The 13886-nt window shown below is 54.9% G+C and carries 15 protein-coding genes; 10 read left to right on the top strand and 5 right to left on the bottom strand.

What is annotated here, in order from left to right; translation table 11 throughout:
* Window positions 1–48: 48 nt before the first annotated feature.
* On the top strand, window positions 49–720 hold the full coding sequence (locus BLT16_RS20530; RefSeq protein ID WP_143025041.1) for a hypothetical protein: 672 nt from the start codon (window positions 49–51) through the stop codon (window positions 718–720).
* Here BLT16_RS20530 and ltrA read toward each other — a convergent pair.
* Window positions 717–2015: a group II intron reverse transcriptase/maturase gene (gene ltrA, locus BLT16_RS04885; RefSeq protein ID WP_089657410.1), complete on the bottom strand. Its 1299-nt coding sequence runs from the start codon at window positions 2013–2015 to the stop codon at window positions 717–719. The two genes, BLT16_RS20530 and ltrA, sit on opposite strands and share 4 nt — an antisense overlap.
* Window positions 2016–2598: 583 nt before the next feature.
* Here ltrA and BLT16_RS04880 point away from each other — a divergent pair.
* The 5 genes from BLT16_RS04880 to BLT16_RS04860 all read left to right on the top strand — a co-directional run bounded on the left by BLT16_RS04880 (window position 2599) and on the right by BLT16_RS04860 (window position 6544).
* The gene (locus BLT16_RS04880) at window positions 2599–3420 is read left to right on the top strand and encodes an iron-containing redox enzyme family protein (RefSeq protein ID WP_089657409.1); all 822 of its coding nucleotides are present in this window, start codon (window positions 2599–2601) and stop codon (window positions 3418–3420) included.
* A 29-nt stretch (window positions 3421–3449) separates the two neighbouring features.
* Window positions 3450–4907: a pyridoxal phosphate-dependent decarboxylase family protein gene (locus BLT16_RS04875; RefSeq protein ID WP_089657408.1), complete on the top strand. Its 1458-nt coding sequence runs from the start codon at window positions 3450–3452 to the stop codon at window positions 4905–4907.
* Window positions 4891–5664, top strand: a complete 774-nt coding sequence (locus BLT16_RS20525; protein ID WP_143025040.1) for a class I SAM-dependent methyltransferase — start codon at window positions 4891–4893, stop codon at window positions 5662–5664. Before BLT16_RS04875 ends, BLT16_RS20525 begins: the two co-directional genes overlap by 17 nt.
* A gap of 1 nt (window position 5665) precedes the next feature.
* The gene (locus tag BLT16_RS04865) at window positions 5666–6004 is read left to right on the top strand and encodes a Rieske (2Fe-2S) protein (RefSeq protein WP_089657406.1); all 339 of its coding nucleotides are present in this window, start codon (window positions 5666–5668) and stop codon (window positions 6002–6004) included.
* 90 nt (window positions 6005–6094) lie between these two features.
* A complete protein-coding gene (locus BLT16_RS04860; RefSeq protein WP_245701462.1) occupies window positions 6095–6544 on the top strand; it encodes a potassium channel family protein in 450 nt (149 codons plus the stop codon).
* Window positions 6545–6578: 34 nt separating this feature from the next.
* Here the strand turns inward: BLT16_RS04860 and BLT16_RS20980 are convergent, their stop codons facing one another.
* Window positions 6579–7088, bottom strand: a complete 510-nt coding sequence (locus BLT16_RS20980; protein ID WP_245701460.1) for a nucleotidyltransferase family protein — start codon at window positions 7086–7088, stop codon at window positions 6579–6581.
* Here BLT16_RS20980 and BLT16_RS04850 point away from each other — a divergent pair.
* Both BLT16_RS04850 and BLT16_RS04845 read left to right on the top strand, forming a co-directional pair.
* Window positions 7087–7488 (top strand): MbcA/ParS/Xre antitoxin family protein, encoded by a 402-nt coding sequence (locus BLT16_RS04850; protein ID WP_089657404.1) that lies wholly within the window; start codon window positions 7087–7089, stop codon window positions 7486–7488. The genes BLT16_RS20980 and BLT16_RS04850 overlap by 2 nt on opposite strands.
* Before the next feature lie 363 nt (window positions 7489–7851).
* Entirely contained in the window at window positions 7852–8166 is a 315-nt protein-coding gene (locus BLT16_RS04845; protein ID WP_176817162.1) for a helix-turn-helix domain-containing protein, read from the top strand.
* Window positions 8167–8206: 40 nt separating this feature from the next.
* Here the strand turns inward: BLT16_RS04845 and BLT16_RS04840 are convergent, their stop codons facing one another.
* Entirely contained in the window at window positions 8207–8503 is a 297-nt protein-coding gene (locus tag BLT16_RS04840; protein ID WP_089657403.1) for a YciI family protein, read from the bottom strand.
* 49 nt (window positions 8504–8552) lie between these two features.
* Window positions 8553–9791, bottom strand: a complete 1239-nt coding sequence (locus BLT16_RS04835; RefSeq protein ID WP_089657402.1) for a Vgb family protein — start codon at window positions 9789–9791, stop codon at window positions 8553–8555.
* 452 nt (window positions 9792–10243) lie between these two features.
* On the opposite strand from BLT16_RS04835, the gene BLT16_RS04825 reads away from it, so the two are divergent.
* A complete protein-coding gene (locus BLT16_RS04825; RefSeq protein ID WP_089657401.1) occupies window positions 10244–11869 on the top strand; it encodes an ABC-F family ATP-binding cassette domain-containing protein in 1626 nt (541 codons plus the stop codon).
* Between the two features lie 26 nt (window positions 11870–11895).
* Complete coding sequence (locus BLT16_RS04820; RefSeq protein ID WP_089657400.1) at window positions 11896–12567, top strand: 5'-methylthioadenosine/S-adenosylhomocysteine nucleosidase; 672 nt, start codon at window positions 11896–11898, stop codon at window positions 12565–12567.
* A gap of 17 nt (window positions 12568–12584) precedes the next feature.
* On the opposite strand, the gene BLT16_RS04815 is transcribed toward BLT16_RS04820, so the two are convergent.
* Window positions 12585–13757, bottom strand: a complete 1173-nt coding sequence (locus BLT16_RS04815) for a Fic family protein (RefSeq protein WP_089657579.1) — start codon at window positions 13755–13757, stop codon at window positions 12585–12587.
* Window positions 13758–13886 lie beyond the last annotated feature (129 nt).

Here is a 13886-nt window from a genome sequence, read left to right as displayed (position 1 = left end):
AAATATATAGCATATCGCTAAATTAAGCCAGCAGACTCAGGAGTCATCATGGACATTACGGCCATCATCAATTCATATGCGGACAACCCGTTATTCAACGATGCTAAAGAGGATGAGGTTCTAGTCTATAACACACCATATCGCCGACCAACAAGAATCAATGACAATCAATACATCAACTACAATAAGACAATAGGTTGCGATGGATTATCTTCTAATGGATCTTTGTCGACCCATAGATTACTGATGAATATTTATGAAAGCGACCTGCTATTTCTGCCAAATTCTAAAACATCTTTCGACCTAGAAGAAATGAAAAGATTCTATAGTCAAGAAACTATATCTAAAGCTGACATTATGAGGCCGATACTAGAAAACAAAGCATTTAATTTTTTAGAGGAAGAGGTTAAGATTTCGAAGGGGTGGACAGAAGAACTTCTTTATGAATATTTTAACCAATTCTTAGAAAAAGAAAATAACAAAAGGGGAAACAACAAGATAACAGACGGCGTATTAAGCTTTATTGCTTCTTCTAACCATCCGCAAAAATGCTTAAAACATTATGTGGTTCAGTTGGCGGGGGACTATTTGTCAGAAGCATCTGCAATGGCTAGAAATAGTCGGGTAGACCGGGAGATTACTCTACCCGGCCCCCCACAGATCCGGGCATGCGCGATTGACGCACCCGGCTCCTCAATTATCAGTTTTGCTGAAGGCTAACACCTCTGCATGATCCGAGCAGGTGGCAGTGGCAACAAGCTAAGTAGTTGGGAAGCTTTATCCCATGAGAAATAAGCTCTCTGCGATCGCCGCCTCAACCACCTAATCCAGGTTTCCGTCACGTGCTGGCGAAACGACCGCAGCGACCGCATGTTGCCCCGGATGCCATAGTAGGCATAGTGCCCCTGCACCTTGCTTCTTAACCGCCTATGCTGCTCACGAATCGGCAGATGACGGTTCCACCGGCACCACAGAGCAATTCGCCTAAGGCTTCGCTGGAGCCGCCCCTTAGCAGTCTTCCGCTTAATGACCATCCGACCGTACCGAGATTTACCCCAATAGTGGGTGAACCCCAGAAAGTCGAAGGTCTCAGCGCGTTTGTCACGGTGTGGCCGAAACCGCACCAGGCGGGTCTTGGTTGGGTGCAGGGTGAGCCCGAAGCGCGCGAAGCGCTTGGGCAACACCTCCAGCACCTTGCGGGCATCGGCTTCGTTGCTGAATGCCAGCACAGCATCATCGGCGAACCTCGCCGAGAATGTCTGTCCTCGCAGGCGCGGTTTGACGTCGTTCTCAAACCACTCATCCAGCACATAGTGGAGATAAACGTTTGCCAACAACGGGGAAATGACCCCGCCTTGTGGGCTGCCTATCTCACCTTTCTGCCACTGCCCGGCTTCCAATACCCCGGCCTTGAGCCACTTGCCGATCAAACGCAGGATCACACCGTCCTTCACTCGTTGCTGTAGAAACGCACGCAGGTGCTGGTGGTCGATCGTGTCGAAGAAGGCTTGGATATCCAGGTCGATCACCCAGCCGCCTCCCATCGACATCAGCCCATCCCGTACCGTCTGGATCGCCTGGTGTGCCGAGCGACCTGGCCGGAAGCCATACGAGCCGTCCAGAAAATCATGCTCATAAAGCGGTTCCAGCAGGGCCACCACGGCACGCTGCAAGACTTTGTCTTCGAAGGTAGGAATGCCGATCGGCCGTGTGGCGCGACCATCTCCCTTGGGGATATGGACACGTCGCACTGGCGGCGCCTGGTAACGACCGTTCTTGGCTGCCTCCAGCAAGCGCTGGATATTGGCCTCGAAGTCGCGCGCGAAGTCGTCCGCCGTCTGGCCATCGATCCCGACGGCGCCGTCTCGGCGCGTCATCAGGTAGGCCGTCTTCAGCCACTGGGCATCGAGGTGATGGGCCAGTGACGTGAAAGCACGCTGCGGGAAGCGCCCTGCCAGCGCTGCTATCCGCACTTGTTTCGTGTACATGGTTCCAGGTTCCTGAGTACCTGCCATGTGTCCCTCCTGCGGGCCTGATAATTGGCCGCCCCTTCCCTCCACCGGGTCCCGTCGAGCCGGTTCCCCGCCTTCATCGGTACTATGAGCGACTCCGACTCCCGCCCTTCCATCCGGCTGGCTCCTTGTCATCGCCTTGCCGTACCCCCTGAGTACCCGTCAGTTTGCTTCCGATGCCATCAGGTACTACAGCACCAGACCTGGAGCTTTCGCCGCAGGCAGCCCCGCGCCTGAATCATTGCCTTTCGGGGGAGAAAGGCGGGCCTCCCAGGTTCCTGGGAAACCCTTGTATGAACATGCCCTGCTCTTTGACACCGGCGGCCCCGTCTCACCCAGCCTCAACGATGATTCGGTATTGCCTTCCAGTCAGTTAACACTGTCGGCGACCACGGTATTAGTCATTTCGGTGCTCAATCACACGGCCTGCTCACTCGCTGTGTACGCTTCGCAGTGGCGGTTGCCCGACACCACGCAACACTCGCTACCGGCTGGTGGCTAGCCTTAGCCGGGTGGGACTCTCACCCACTGGGGTTCACTCCATCCTTTCTGCTCTCCACTTGAAGAGTTCCCGGATGGCCAGGCTTTGCCTGGCGCACTAACTGGAAACTATGGAAAAGTACAATCTTCTTTATTCAACATTCTTATTGATGAGTATGGTGCGGGCGTTCATGACGTAAAACATAGCACCCTCTTTATGAAGCTCATGAATAGTTTAGGCCTTGCATCAGACCCCCATGTATATTGGCAATTCTACCAACCCTCGTCGTTGATGCTGAACAATTACTTCCACTTCATAACCAGAAACAAACGGTTTTTCTTTAAGTACATTGGTGCTCTATTCTATACGGAAGCCTCACTAGCAAACATATCTAAAGAACAAGCCATCTTAGTAAAGGATGTTTTTGGAAATGGTGTGGATACTCAATACTTTGATGAGCATTACCATATCGATGAACATCATGGAGAAATGGTATTGTTCAGAATAATACAGCCCTTGCTTGAGCAATATGGAAACCAAATTGTAAACGACATACTCCTTGGATTCGAGGAATTCCAGCTATTGCAACGCCTGGCAGATGAAGACATCTTAATCCAGCTGGAGTGGGCAGACAACTTAGACACATATAGGGACAAGGGAGATGAATTATTCCATAAGCTTCCGGCCGATGTTGACCTTGATACATTCGATGAAGCTTTAGGTGAGCGCTCCACTACCCACACCCACCCCGATCATCGATTACTATATATAGAAAGAGGGGAGATGGACTTTTGGTCACTTGTGGGAGATCCGGTTAAACTTAAAGAAAAAGATGTCTTGTTAATACCAAAGCATCGTCTACATGGATCTGTCGTAAGGTCTTCATCATGCCTTTACCATCAGCCCATCATTGAAAGCATGCTTTAGACAAGTCTTTAAATCATGGGAAAACGAAAATGAGCATAAGAAACAAGCGGCTCAGCACTGGAGACAGCAAGGATACGTTAAAGCTTGCCGTTGCGATAGTCACTGATGTAATTTCAGCTCTCTATGGAAACCCTAAAATCCAACCTAAAGCTATTGGCAAGGAGCTTATCTCATCCCTGGACATGTCAATAAGTGATAATGGAGAAGGGATTGAATATATAAAGACTTTGGTTCGGAAAGATTTCTTGGATAATGTCATCAACTACAGACACCCTAACTACTTTGGACATCAAAGGCCTGCACCACTTATAGCCGGTGTCTTAGCAGACTTTGCGGCACAAGCATTTAATCCAACAGTTACGAACTACGATGGTAACCCGGTTTCTGTGACTATTGAAAATGAGCTTTTAAAGTGGTTTAAAGATCTTTTCGACTTTAGTTTACATGGATGTGCAACGTTAACAAGTGGTGGCTCGGAATCAAACTTAACGGCCTTGTTGGCTGCACGAGAGTCTAAGGGATTAGGACGCGTAATCTTGAGCAAGCATGCTCACTACTCTGTCGAAAAAGCCTGTTATATACTGGGGGTTTGCCCTCAGAATATAATAAAAATTGACGTTGATGACAGTGGCAGAATCAGCAAATCTCAGTTGGAGAAAGAAATACTAGAGGCAAAAAATAAAAGATCTAGAGTTATGGCTGTTGTTGCTACTGCAGGTACAACTTCTCTAGGAGCATTTGATGATTTGAATTTCATCGCCGAGTTAAAGAGGAAAAGTGACTTTTGGTTCCATGTAGATGGAGCACACGGTGGAGCGTGTGTGTTCTCCGATAAATTCAGCTCAAGGCTAGATGGACTTAGTTTAGCTGATAGCTTTTGTTTTGATCCTCATAAGCTGATGTGGGTCTCTCCTCCAGCTAGTATTTTTTTCTGCAGAAATAAGGAAGCACTAACGTCGGCACTTAACCCAACAGGAATGGAAGTAGGATACATCATAAAGCCGTCTAGCGAAACTAGCAGAAATTACGTTTATGAAGAGCCATTGCGGCTTTCTCTATTTTGCACGAGGCATTTCACCTCTCTAAAGATCTTGTCTGTTCTTAAAGTACATGGGATAAACTTTTTTGGTAGGGCTATAGAAAAAATAGTCGATGATACATGGAGCATTTTCCTAGCCATGGAAAAAAGCAATGACTTCGAAGTATACTGCCCTCCCTCTTTCAACATTATATGCTTTAGGCATACACCAATCAACATTCTGGAAGATAACATTTCTAACCACAATGTAAAACTAAAAGACATTGCAATACATGAGTGCGAGATTTTTTTTAACACCATCTACTTTGGTGACGAATGTTGGTTAAGGATGCAGCTAATGAATATTTACGAAGACATTAATATTCAAAGTATTTTAGACAACATCAGGCTTGCATCGAACATTACATCACTCTCTGAAAGGAGCAATGATTATGGAAACTCACCTTAGTCTTTCCGACATGTGGTCTATCTCTGAAAAAATGTTACATTCTGGCGACTACAGGAGCAAGCATATAGATATACTATCTAAAACTATTAGTGACAGAGATATGTCTATCTTAGATACAGCTTGTGGTGAAGGCTTTCCCAGTCTAGATTTATACGCACATGGGTTTCACAACATAACCTCATCAGATGGTGATCGTCATCTACTCAAGAAGTTTGAAAATGAAGTTAAAAGGAGGAATTATAACATACCAACATATTATTCCACTTGGCAGAATTTGCAAGAAATAGTAAAGATTCAGTATGACGTTGTTATCAATATTGATGCATCCATAGGGTTTATGGACTCATGGTCGACGAGCAACATGGTGACAGGGAACGGCGAAATTGTTACGCGCGTCACAGAAGTTATTTATAATTTTTTCCATATAACAAAGCCTGGAGGAATATTTGTAATTGGACTGCAAAAAAACAACCACCGCGGCCATAAATTCTTCTCCATGGATTTTGGAGAACAAAAAATTAACGAGAGTGTTATTAAGTGTAGGTGGGAAATGTATTACGACTGGGAGGAAAGGATCAAGACTTGGATAAATGTAGTAGATATAGATGGCAAAAGAAATAGCCAGACGACCAAGAGCTATCTTTTCGACAAATTCGACTTGGTCAACATGCTGTATACAGTTGGCTTTAATAGCGTTCACGAGCTTTATACCCCTTCTTATCTCTATGAAGACATACTAGTTGCGAAGAGGCCATAGCATGGGCACGAAAAAACTATTTTATTCCTTAAGCAGTCCATCAACAAACTTCCTAATTGTTGGTGACGATAGGTACTTTTTATTAACGGTAGCCAATGGAGTTCCTATTTTTGTGCCTGATAGATGTCCTCACAGGGGCGGCCCTCTGCATTTAGGAAAGTTCGTTGAAGATGGAAGAAAAATAAAGTGCCCATGGCATAGATATTGCTGGAGAAAGGAATCAATAGAGAGAAAATTTCTGCCAGTAATTGTTAACCGACAATGTTTGACCCTTGCAATTCCAAAAAATGGAAATAAAGAAATGAAGATAAAAGAAATCCACAAAGCCTTTATGCTTTGATAAACTGAACAGTGATGGTATTGGCCTGACACATATCCCTTCGGCTCCTATAGTTTAGCAGTGCTTTCAGCCGTTTTCCTAGGTTCACTCTTGGTCTCTTTGGGAGCCGTCAACGCCTTCGCCTTGCGTCTGCTCAAGCTGATCCGGTTGCTCAGGCTCGCGAGGCTGGGGCGCTTTTCCAATGCAATCGGCGACCTCTACTCGGCAGTTCGCGGACGGCGTTACGAACTTACGGTCAGCCTGATGGTGGCGGTGGCACTGCTGATCGTCACCAGCAGCGTGATCTATGTCCTGGAAGCCAGCCATCAGCCCGAAGCCTTCGGGAGTATTCCCAGGGCGCTCTGGTGGAGCGTGGCCACACTCACTACGGTGGGCTATGGGGACGTGACACCGGTAACCGCGGCTGGGCAGCTGTTTGCCGGCCTGACCGCCATCGTCGGCATCGGCATGATCGCCATGCCGACCGGCATCCTGGCGGCTGCCTTCAGCGATGCCATGCAGAAGCGTCGGGAGCAGGCTGAAGGAAACGACAACGAATAATTAAGGGATCAGTAAAAGAAGAGTGGGACGAGACTCAGACACGCACTGCCTCACGCTCGACATGGGGCCTAAGCTCAGGGCGAAGCGCCTTGTCGGTCACTAAGTCTACAGGATGGCCCAGCAGATCCTCCAGGTAGAATTGCACGCCGAAATAACGAGCCGAAGTCGCCGGGCCATCGAAGCTCACCAGGATATCGATATCGCTGTTGTCGCGAGCCTCATCCCGCGACATGGAGCCAAAAAGCGCCAACGAGGTAACGCCATACTCGCTGGATAGCGACGGCAGGTGCTCTCGCAACAGCTGTAACGTCTTGGTTCTATTCATCTTGCCCCGCCTCTGCAACGTCGAGCCTTCGGGAAGCTGATCACTATTTCTGCCCATGGCTTGGCCTAGCATGGGTGGCGGCCTGGGGCTGCTCGAGGGATAGGCTGTCGCAGCATCGCTTTTTCCGAGGCTTTCGGTACTCAGTCCGACCAATGGAGCAATATCGCCATTTGAGTGATAATTACGCACATCCGTCATTTGGCGAACGGAGGTCGTCATGGACCTGCCCCACCTGCCCGCCGAAAAGCGCCAGCAAATGAGCGCGGCGGCAATGCGTACGTACCCCAACATCGCCAACGTCTGGGGGTTGAAAGAGCAGGAAGCCGCCTTACTCCTTGGCGTACCTGGGTCAACCTATCGGCAATGGTGCAAACAGCCCGCAGCGGCAGATCTCGACGTCAATCAGCTTAAACGCATGTCGCTTATTCTGGGGATCTACAAGGCTCTCCAGATCCTGCTGCCGCGCGCCGACATCGCCGATGCCTGGTTGCGCCGGCCTAATCACAACCCCCTGTTCGCCGGCCAGCCACCCCTGGATCGGCTGCGCAGCGGCCTGGTGCAAGATCTCTATGTGGTCCGCCAGCACCTCGATACCGCCCGAGGCGGGGGCCATGCATGACGTTTACGATGCCGCTCTCATTCGTGATCCGAATTAAGCGTGTGCCACGGTGCTTCGTCCGCCGGTATTGTTAGCCACGGTCAAATTTTCACCCTTTGCTGATTTAATATCGCTATGTCGACCATCGTGGGCGCTTGACATAGCCTGGCGCTGCAGCAAAACTATACGCAAACTACGTACACATCATGAAAGCAACGTTTGTTGAGCTGCCACCCTTTGAACGGCATCGAGCGACCTACTTCGATGATGCCGCCTTTCGTGCCTTCCAGAGCTTCTTGCTCCAGAAGATGTCATCCAAAGGGGGAGGCTGCGCAAGCCCCTGAAACAGCTCCTGGATGCGGAACTCAACGCGAGGACATGATCATGGGCCGTAACATTTTTGACGAGCTAGTCGAAGGCTTCAATGCACTAGCAGATGAGCGCCAAGGCAAGCGCACGCTACGCTCCCACTCCTTAGCGCTGGAGGAGGTTCCCGACGTGACCGCTAGCGAGCTCACAGAGCTACGGGAGCGGATGCATATGTCTCGCCCGGTATTCGCCATGTACCTCCGCACCAACCCCAGGACGCTGGAAAACTGGGAACAAGGCCGTGCCAAGCCCAATGCCCAGGCCATGACTCTCATCCGGTTGGTCCAGAAATATCCTGAAACCCTTGAGCATCTCGCTGATCTTGCCTAGTACCATTGAGCACTACGGATGTTGCCTCGATACCAGATGATCACCCATGCGGATCGAACAACCGCACCTCTTGGATATCGACGTGCTCCCATACGCGGCCGGTCATGTAGGGCTCGGTGGCGAGCCAGGCATCGAAGGCCTGACGGTCGGCGAACTGGAAGTGGGCATTCGAGCCGATCATCTTGCCTTGTTCATTGAGGATCGCCCCGCCACTGAGGAAACTCCCCTGTTTGGCGAGCTGGCGAACCCCGGCCAAATGCGCTTCGCGATTTGCCATGCGACGATCCAGCGCTTCGGGGTCGGTATAGTCGTAGGCGATAACAGCATACTGCTTCATGTAACTTCCTTTTTTGCTTATTTGCACCCGTCTTGAGTTGAAGGCTCACCTACTTCGGATCTCTATCTTCCACGGTTACTCTGCCAATATGGTTGGTGCCACTCTGATGGATCAGCAGGGCTTCGCCGTCGAGTGTGGTGCGCATATGGCGCAGGATGCCGGCATAGACCTCGCCTGAGGGGATCGGCCAGCTCTGGAAAGTTTCCGCTTCAGGCTCGAAGCGCACCAGCATGTCCGGCCGCACGCCGCTTTCGTTATACCAGACCGCCCCGTCGAACATGGCGATGGCGTAAGGGTGGGAGCCTGGGCCGCTGGGTGAGTCCCACTCCTGGATGTCACCGCTGTCGGGGTCGTAACGCCCCAGACGGCCCAGCCCAGAGTTCACCCACCAGATGATGCCGTCTGCATCGATGTCGAGCCGGCGCACCGTGGTGCCGGCCTCGGGCAAGGTGATCTCGCTCACTTCCATCGATTCGGGATCGACGCGCAGCAGGCAGTTCGCCCCGTTGCAGGCAACCCAGACCATGCCATCAGAGGCGATCTTCACGCCATAGGGTCGCGAGCCCTCACGCGGGCTGGTGGCCAGCTCTACTTCTCCGGTTTCCGGATCCAGCCGGCCGATCATGTTGCTCTGCTGTAGGGTGAACCAGAGAATGCCGTTCTCGGCGAACTCGGCGGTATGCGGATCGCGCGCGGCCTCATCGGGCATGGGATATTCGCTGATCTCGCCGGTTTGCGGGTCGAATCGCCCCATGGTGGCGTTGCGGTTACCGGTGTACCAGGCGGCGCCATCGGGGCCGATATTGACAGAGTGAGGCCTTGCGCCGGAGGGCAGCTCGATCTCTTCCATCTCGCCGGTCTCGGGGTCAATCCGGCCGAGGATGTCCAACCACTGCCCTACCCACCAGATGCTGCCATCCGGCGCCTCGACCGGATCGCGGGAGCGCTGCCCCAGCGTGGGCACCACCCACTCTTCGAACTGGATGCTCAGCGGGCCATCGACCGGCGTTGCGGCCCGGTTATCGCTGGGCGGGAAGTGCTCGGCCAGGTAGCCAAGGATCTCTGCCTGCCGCTCGGGAGCGCCCGACAGGTCGATCATGGTGGCAATGAGAAAGTCCCACTCCTCGTGGGTGTATCCTGAGCTGCGCTCGATCAGGTTGACGCCGTGGCAGGCCGCGCAGACGGTTTCGACCGTCTCTCGGCCTTCGCCTTCCGGCAGCGCGAAGGCGGAGTAGGAGTGGCACAGGGCGGCTGCCAGGAAAACGGAACCAAGCGTTGTGCGAGCCATATCGTTGTTCTCAGTGGCGGCGGGGTACTCTGAGGGTAGCCAATACCCCCGGGTAGCCCAACAGACGACGCCAGACTGTCGGTAAGGATCAGCGCTTCGGCGCGGCTTGCGGATAACGCGGCAGCTCATCGGCAAGCTCAAACCACTCGGCCTTGGACGAGACCCAGGCGTGGTAGCGCTTGCTGGGCGCTAGCGAAGTCGCCAGAGTGCCTAGCCGCGGTACTGGTATTCCACTTTGCCGCATAGGCAGCGTCACTTGTGCATCGGCGCTTCTTCCGGTCGGTTGTTCATCTATCGGGTTTTGGAGCGGATAGCGATGCAGTATAATCGGAGGCCAATCCCTTCAATATGAGGTGTTCGTCCAATGCGCCATTGATGCCGCCGTTGCAATAACGGCCAGTCTCCACCGGCCCCTATCGCAGGGGGAGTGCTTGGCATCATAGGAATAGCGCATGACGAATATCCATCTCGTCCTTCACGACGTTAGTTACGCTTTGCCCGACGGCAGAGTGCTTTTCTCCGGCCTCAACGAACAGTTCGACATGCGCCCGACGGGGCTGGTTGGACGCAATGGCGTGGGCAAGACCTTGCTGGCACGCATCCTGGCCGGATTGTTGCCGCCCACCTCCGGGCACTGTCGGCGTTCCGGCAGCGTGCATTATCTCGCCCAGCAAGTGGGCCACCCTGATGATGCAACCGTGGCAACGCTGGCAGGGGTAAAGCACACCCTGGATGCGCTGGCGCGCATCGAGTCAGGCAGCACCGCAATGGAGGACTTCGACGCCGTGGGCGACGACTGGGACCTGCCGTCTCGCCTGCACCTGGCACTGGAGCAAAGTGGCTTGAGCCACCTTGACGCCGATACACCGGCCAGCGTGCTGAGCGGTGGCGAGGCGATGCGGGTGTCCCTGGCGGGGGCGATGCTGTCGAATGCCGATTTCCTGATCCTCGATGAGCCAAGCAACCATCTCGACCGGCCGAATCGGCAGGCGCTGATCGAACAGCTGCAGCGCTGGCCGCGCGGGCTGATCGTGGTCAGTCACGACCGGCGGCTGCTGGACGCCATGCAGCGCATCGTAGAGCTCTCTTCTCTAGGGCTGCAACGCTACGGGGGCAATTACACCTTTTATGCCGAGGCCAAGGCGCATGAGCGACACAACGCCCAGGAGACGCTGGCCGAGCGCAAGCGCGAGCGCCAGCGGGAAGCACGGGCGATGCGTAAGCAGGTGGAACGCCAGGAGCGGCGCCAGGCCCGCGGCTATCGGCAAGGCAAGGAGGCCAATCAAGCCAAGTCGCTGCTGGATGGGCAGAAAGAGCGCAGCGAAGCCTCCTCGGGTGCACTGCGCCGGCATCAGGCGGCCCGTTTGGACCAGCTCAACCAAGACGTGAAAGAGGCCGCGCAGCAGGTCGAAAAAGAGGCGCCCATCGCCCTGCATGACCTCCCCGTTGCGCAGCCCGCAAAACGTCGCGTGGCCGAACTGGATGGCGTGGAACTGCCTTTCGTCGCACAAGCCACCCGCGCTATCAGCCTGATCGTGAGCGGGCAGCAACGGCTGGGGGTCATCGGCCCCAACGGCTGCGGAAAATCCACTCTGCTGCGCGTGATGGCAGGCAGGATTATGCCCTTGGCCGGCGTTTGCAAGGTGACGCCCGAGCGCGCCTATCTGGACCAGCAGCTGGAGAACCTGGACCCGGCAAAGACGGTGCTCGAGCAGTTACGCTCGGCCAATCGCACGGCGACCGAGGCGGACCTGCGCATGCGCCTGGCGCAACTGGGGATCGATGCGCAGAAAATTGCGACGCCCAGTGGGTCACTGAGTGGAGGGGAACGGTTGAAGGCAGCCCTCGCTTGCCTGCTCTACGCCGACACGCCACCGCAGCTGCTGTTACTCGATGAGCCCAACAACCACCTGGATCTGCCCTCGGCCGAGGCCCTGGAAGCCATGCTGCGCAGCTACCAGGGCGCACTGATCGTGGTATCGCATGATGATGTTTTTCTGGATAACCTCGATCTGACCGACCGCCTGCTCGCGACCGAGCAGGGCTGGCAGTTGGAGCCACTGAGGTCAGCCGATTGACGACCATGGCAAGGAGAGCAACAACGATGAACCATGTCTCACCCCGCGGCAATGCCTACGTCGCGCCCAAACTGACGCAACTGGGCGGCCGCGATGTCCTTTTCGCCATGGCCGCCGAGGCCGAGTACGGCCCGCATCTCAGGCAGCGCTTTACTCCAATCATGACCGGCGTCGGCCCGGTGGAGGCGGCGGTGGAGCTCACCGCGGCGCTGGCCGCTCTTGCTCAACAAGGGCGCCTGCCGGATCTGGTGGTGTCGCTGGGTTCGGCGGGCAGCCAGGGGCTGGAGCAGACCGCGGTCTATCAGGCCACGTCCGTCGCCTACCGCGACATGGACGCCTCACCGCTGGGCTTCGAGAAAGGCACCACGCCCTTTCTCGACCTGCCGGCGATCGTTCCCCTGCCGCTGCGCATCCCCGGCATTCCCGAGGCGACGCTTTCCACTGGGGCCAATATCGTCTCGGGCGAAGCCTATGCCGCCATCGCCGCGGAGATGGTCGACATGGAGAGCTACGCCTGCCTGCGTGCCTGCACCCGCTTCGAGGTGCCGCTGGTGGTGCTGCGCGGTATTTCCGACGGCAAAGCCGAACTGCAACACGTCGATGACTGGACGGCGTACCTACACATCATCGACGCGAAGCTGGCGTTGGCCGTCGACCACCTCGGCGAGGCGCTCGCCGAGGGGCTGTTGGACCCCTGATGCTCGGGATTGGAGGATCAGGGAGTGTCTGAGGCAGCTTCGCCACCTTCCAGGCCCGAGCCCACCACTCGGTAGCGCGTGCTGCGCCCTCCCCCGGGCAGTTTCTCCAGGCAGCCCTTGGCCAATAGGTCGGATAGATGGCGGGTCGCAGTGGCCTTACTAACCTTGGCGACCTTCTGATACTGGGCAGCACTGATGCCACCCTCGAAGCCCCGCTCCCCACCATCCAGCAGACGATTGAGCACCTTGACCTGTTCCGGTAACAGGCCAGCTTCGGCGAATCGCTGCCAGAAACGGGTCTTGGCCAGGGTACGCTCGATGCCGGCGAGAGCATCTGCCAGGGTTTGCAGCAGGATATCGAGAAACCAGGCCAGCCAGTCACTGAGATCCGTCGTGCCACGCTGGCTGCTCTCGAGCACTTGGTAATAGTCTTGCCGCTCGGCCAGGATCGCGGCGGACATGGTGTAGAGGCGAATGCTTTGTCGGTCGGCCTGGGCCAAGGCCCGGTCGGCAATGGCGCGGGCCAGGCGGCCGTTCCCATCCTCGAAGGGGTGCAGGGTCACGAACCAGAAGTGAGCAATACCGGCACGCAGTAGAGGGTCCAGGGTCGGGTCGTGGCGGCTCGTATCGAACCACGCCAGGAAGGCAGACATTTCGTCCTCCAGCACCTGGCGAGGTGGGGCTTCGAAATGCACCTTCGGCTTATCTAGACGGCCGGAGACGACCTGCATCGGCTCCTCGCCCCGCCACTCGCCTACTCGCAGCTTGACCAGCGATGCCTCAGCATCGGGAAAAAGCCAGCGATGCCACTGGAAGAGCCGCTCGCGGGTCAGCGTCGTATCCGGCGAGCCGATGGCATCCATCATCATGTCGGCCAGGCCTTCCGAACGCAATGAAACGGCCGTCGCCCCCTCCTCCACGCCGAGTCGTCGTGCCAGGGAAGAGCGCACCGAGACAGCATTCAGGCGCTCTCCTTCGATGGCCGAGGAGGTAATGATGTTCTGCAGCAGCGTATCCAGCATTACTGCCGGATCGTTGTCGGCCGGGAGGGAACCAACCCTGCCCAGCAACATCCCTAGAGACCGCCACGCTTCCTGAAGACGGGGCTGGATCACGGCGGCCCGCCAGTGGAAAGCGGGCCAGTCGGGTTGCTGCCAGATCCAGATTGGCGTCGTGCTTGAATCGTTCATGGCGGCACCCTGCATGACGGGTGAGCCGAATAGACAACCTATTCGGCTCACCCTATGAGCCGAATTTTCACTTCATTCGGCTCAAGGGTCAAGCCAAGCGCTTTCTTACGAGCCCCTTGCCGAGGGGTT

This window comes from Franzmannia pantelleriensis (genome assembly GCF_900102875.1).
GTDB lineage: Bacteria > Pseudomonadota > Gammaproteobacteria > Pseudomonadales > Halomonadaceae > Franzmannia > Franzmannia pantelleriensis.
The sequence above is the reverse complement of the archived record's forward strand: the minus strand, read 5'-3'. Positions and strand labels throughout refer to the sequence as shown.

What these genes read in the sequence shown, in the direction of transcription:
- BLT16_RS20530 (WP_143025041.1), top strand. Translation starts at nt 49, where the DNA reads ATGGACATTACGGCCATCATCAATTCATATGCGGACAACCCGTTATTC.
- ltrA (WP_089657410.1), bottom strand. Translation starts at nt 2,015, where the DNA reads ATGGCAGGTACTCAGGAACCTGGAACCATGTACACGAAACAAGTGCGG.
- BLT16_RS04875 (WP_089657408.1), top strand. Translation starts at nt 3,450, where the DNA reads ATGAGCATAAGAAACAAGCGGCTCAGCACTGGAGACAGCAAGGATACG.
- BLT16_RS20525 (WP_143025040.1), top strand. Translation starts at nt 4,891, where the DNA reads ATGGAAACTCACCTTAGTCTTTCCGACATGTGGTCTATCTCTGAAAAA.
- BLT16_RS04865 (WP_089657406.1), top strand. Translation starts at nt 5,666, where the DNA reads ATGGGCACGAAAAAACTATTTTATTCCTTAAGCAGTCCATCAACAAAC.
- BLT16_RS04850 (WP_089657404.1), top strand. Translation starts at nt 7,087, where the DNA reads ATGGACCTGCCCCACCTGCCCGCCGAAAAGCGCCAGCAAATGAGCGCG.
- BLT16_RS20980 (WP_245701460.1), bottom strand. Translation starts at nt 7,088, where the DNA reads ATGACGACCTCCGTTCGCCAAATGACGGATGTGCGTAATTATCACTCA.
- BLT16_RS04845 (WP_176817162.1), top strand. Translation starts at nt 7,852, where the DNA reads ATGGGCCGTAACATTTTTGACGAGCTAGTCGAAGGCTTCAATGCACTA.
- BLT16_RS04840 (WP_089657403.1), bottom strand. Translation starts at nt 8,503, where the DNA reads ATGAAGCAGTATGCTGTTATCGCCTACGACTATACCGACCCCGAAGCG.
- BLT16_RS04835 (WP_089657402.1), bottom strand. Translation starts at nt 9,791, where the DNA reads ATGGCTCGCACAACGCTTGGTTCCGTTTTCCTGGCAGCCGCCCTGTGC.
- BLT16_RS04825 (WP_089657401.1), top strand. Translation starts at nt 10,244, where the DNA reads ATGACGAATATCCATCTCGTCCTTCACGACGTTAGTTACGCTTTGCCC.
- BLT16_RS04820 (WP_089657400.1), top strand. Translation starts at nt 11,896, where the DNA reads ATGAACCATGTCTCACCCCGCGGCAATGCCTACGTCGCGCCCAAACTG.
- BLT16_RS04815 (WP_089657579.1), bottom strand. Translation starts at nt 13,757, where the DNA reads ATGAACGATTCAAGCACGACGCCAATCTGGATCTGGCAGCAACCCGAC.